Source organism: Comamonas sp. A7-5, from assembly GCF_039581385.1.
Taxonomy (GTDB): Bacteria; Pseudomonadota; Gammaproteobacteria; order Burkholderiales; family Burkholderiaceae_C; genus Comamonas; species Comamonas thiooxydans.
Window position 1 is genome coordinate 1 of record NZ_JBCPWO010000042.1, and the last position, 1,938, is coordinate 1,938.

A 1,938-nucleotide genomic window follows, 5' to 3' on the forward strand; every position below is an offset into this window, starting at 1 on the left:
AGCTAATTGCACCCAGGCGGACTTTCTGAGTATCGACCAGCAAGTAGCTCAGGTGGAGCGAGCTGCTAATCTGGCAGCCATTGCGCAAGTCAGCTCCATGACACAGCAGCAGGCCCAGGAGTTGGCGCAACTGATGTTGGAGTTGGCTCCAATCTATGGAACGGGAGAGTCGGTACTGCAATTGATCACGGGCCAGAGCAGCCTGACGGGGGAGGAGGCTAGTCGATTCTGGGCTGCTATTGGGGTAGTGCCGGTGGCAGGAGGTGTGCTTAAGAAAGTGGGAGAGCCTGCAGCTATTGCTGCTACAACGACTATTAAAGATATTATTAAATCAGTTGAGGTATTGCCAATAAATTTCGGAAAAGTTGAAAATCAAATATCCCACACATTTAGGCATATTGAGTCCATTGGACTGGATAGGAATATTGTGAAAGATGCAATATCTAGTGATTTGAAAAAAATATCTTCATCAGCATCGATGAGTCCTTATAATGGATTTGTGATTGTTAATGGAATTAGGCTTGATTATGTTGCATATAGGCTGCCAGATGGCACTATAAATGTTGGTAGAATTACTCCTCCAAGGTGATTAAGATGAGAAAAATGAATAAAAAAGAAATCAATTTTGTTTCATATCTGATTAGTCTAAATCCTGAAAAAAAATATCTAATTAATAATATATCAGAAATGAATGTGGAAGATTCTCCCGATGGTGGGATGGGGAGTCTTATATTTTCTTCAGATAAGAAAGATAGAAAATTAGGAAGCGATTTGAGTAGTTTTGAGTTTAATGACTTGGATGGGGTTAAGGTTATCGTTAATCTTGTGCTGGATAATTATGGAGATTTGTATGAATTGGATATATGGAAAACTGATTTCAGTTCACTTATTTCTCTTCCTGATATTTCTACTAATTTTTGAATTTTGGATAAAATTAGAGTGATGTGAGTATCTCGAATAAACTGGCTGAGTAATTTCTCGAATTTATAGAGAAAAGCATTCAGATGCAGGCAACACTGCCACCCTCTAATTCGGCAGCGACACGGACTCAAGGGGGTAGTCGTCGCCAGCACCCAGACGGCGGTGGAGCAGGGTAAAAAACACTTCAGCACCGAATGTGGGTGAGGAGATGGTTATAAATGCTCCCCTTGGTCCCAGGCGTTACGATATTGCCGTAAGAGATTTATCAGGAAAACTGCAGGGAATGGAAATTAAAATAGGATCAGCCAAGAAAAATTCATATCAATATTTTAAAGATATGTTTTTTAATAAGTGTGGAACTCAAGAGGCTGCTAGAATAGCTAAAGAAAAATAGTATCTTTCATTTCAATTTATCTGAATTGAACTAATCATGATTTTAGAGCAAGAAGGTAAAAAAACAGTAGATAATCCTACTGTAAATCAGATCAAGAAAGCTATTTCTTCTTTGAGAGGCCATGGTCCTTCTTCTTTTGCATCCATTACAAATTCAGGAGGAAAGTATTTACAAGTTGCCGGCGGCGGAATTACCTGTATGCTGGAGTTATACGATCCTGAAACTAAGCAAAGATTTCGAGCGTTCAGCGATAGGAAAAATCCAGCATTTCCTGATGGAACTTTACTTGTCTTTGGGGCTGGAAAATTAGCGATGCAATCTGATGAGTGGTTCTTCGCCGATAAGGTTGCGGAGGCATTTTGTAACTTTTCAAAAGAGGAGCCGCTACCAATTGATATTAAATGGAGGCTAGCTCCTGGTTTTTGAGTCAAGACTTCAGGATGTAGTCAGGAGATGCGCTGGCGGCTACCCCACCAAGGCCCATCAGCTTGGGCTCCAGCAAAAGCCAGAGCAACACTGCACAAACCAGCGACAGCGCACGTGGCAGCACAGTCAAGGCCGGCGGCAATGTCAACATCCTTGCCCAGGGGGCGGGGGCGGACAGCTCCATCCTGGTTCGCGCC

At 42.2% G+C, this 1,938-nt stretch carries 4 protein-coding genes; all 4 read left to right on the plus strand.

The features are described 5' to 3' along the window. Nucleotides 1–589: pre-toxin TG domain-containing protein (locus AAIL67_RS24615; protein WP_343485391.1), on the plus strand; the 589-nt coding region annotated here is incomplete at its 5' end. A gap of 14 nt (nt 590–603) precedes the next feature. Then, a complete protein-coding gene (locus tag AAIL67_RS24620) occupies nt 604–921 on the plus strand; it encodes a hypothetical protein (protein ID WP_343485392.1) in 318 nt (105 codons plus the stop codon). Between the two features lie 196 nt (nt 922–1,117). Further along, complete coding sequence (locus tag AAIL67_RS24625; protein ID WP_343485393.1) at nt 1,118–1,315, plus strand: hypothetical protein; 198 nt, start codon at nt 1,118–1,120, stop codon at nt 1,313–1,315. 36 nt (nt 1,316–1,351) lie between these two features. Next, the gene (locus AAIL67_RS24630; RefSeq protein ID WP_343485394.1) at nt 1,352–1,741 is read left to right on the plus strand and encodes a hypothetical protein; all 390 of its coding nucleotides are present in this window, start codon (nt 1,352–1,354) and stop codon (nt 1,739–1,741) included. The last annotated feature ends 197 nt before the right edge of the window (nt 1,742–1,938 follow it).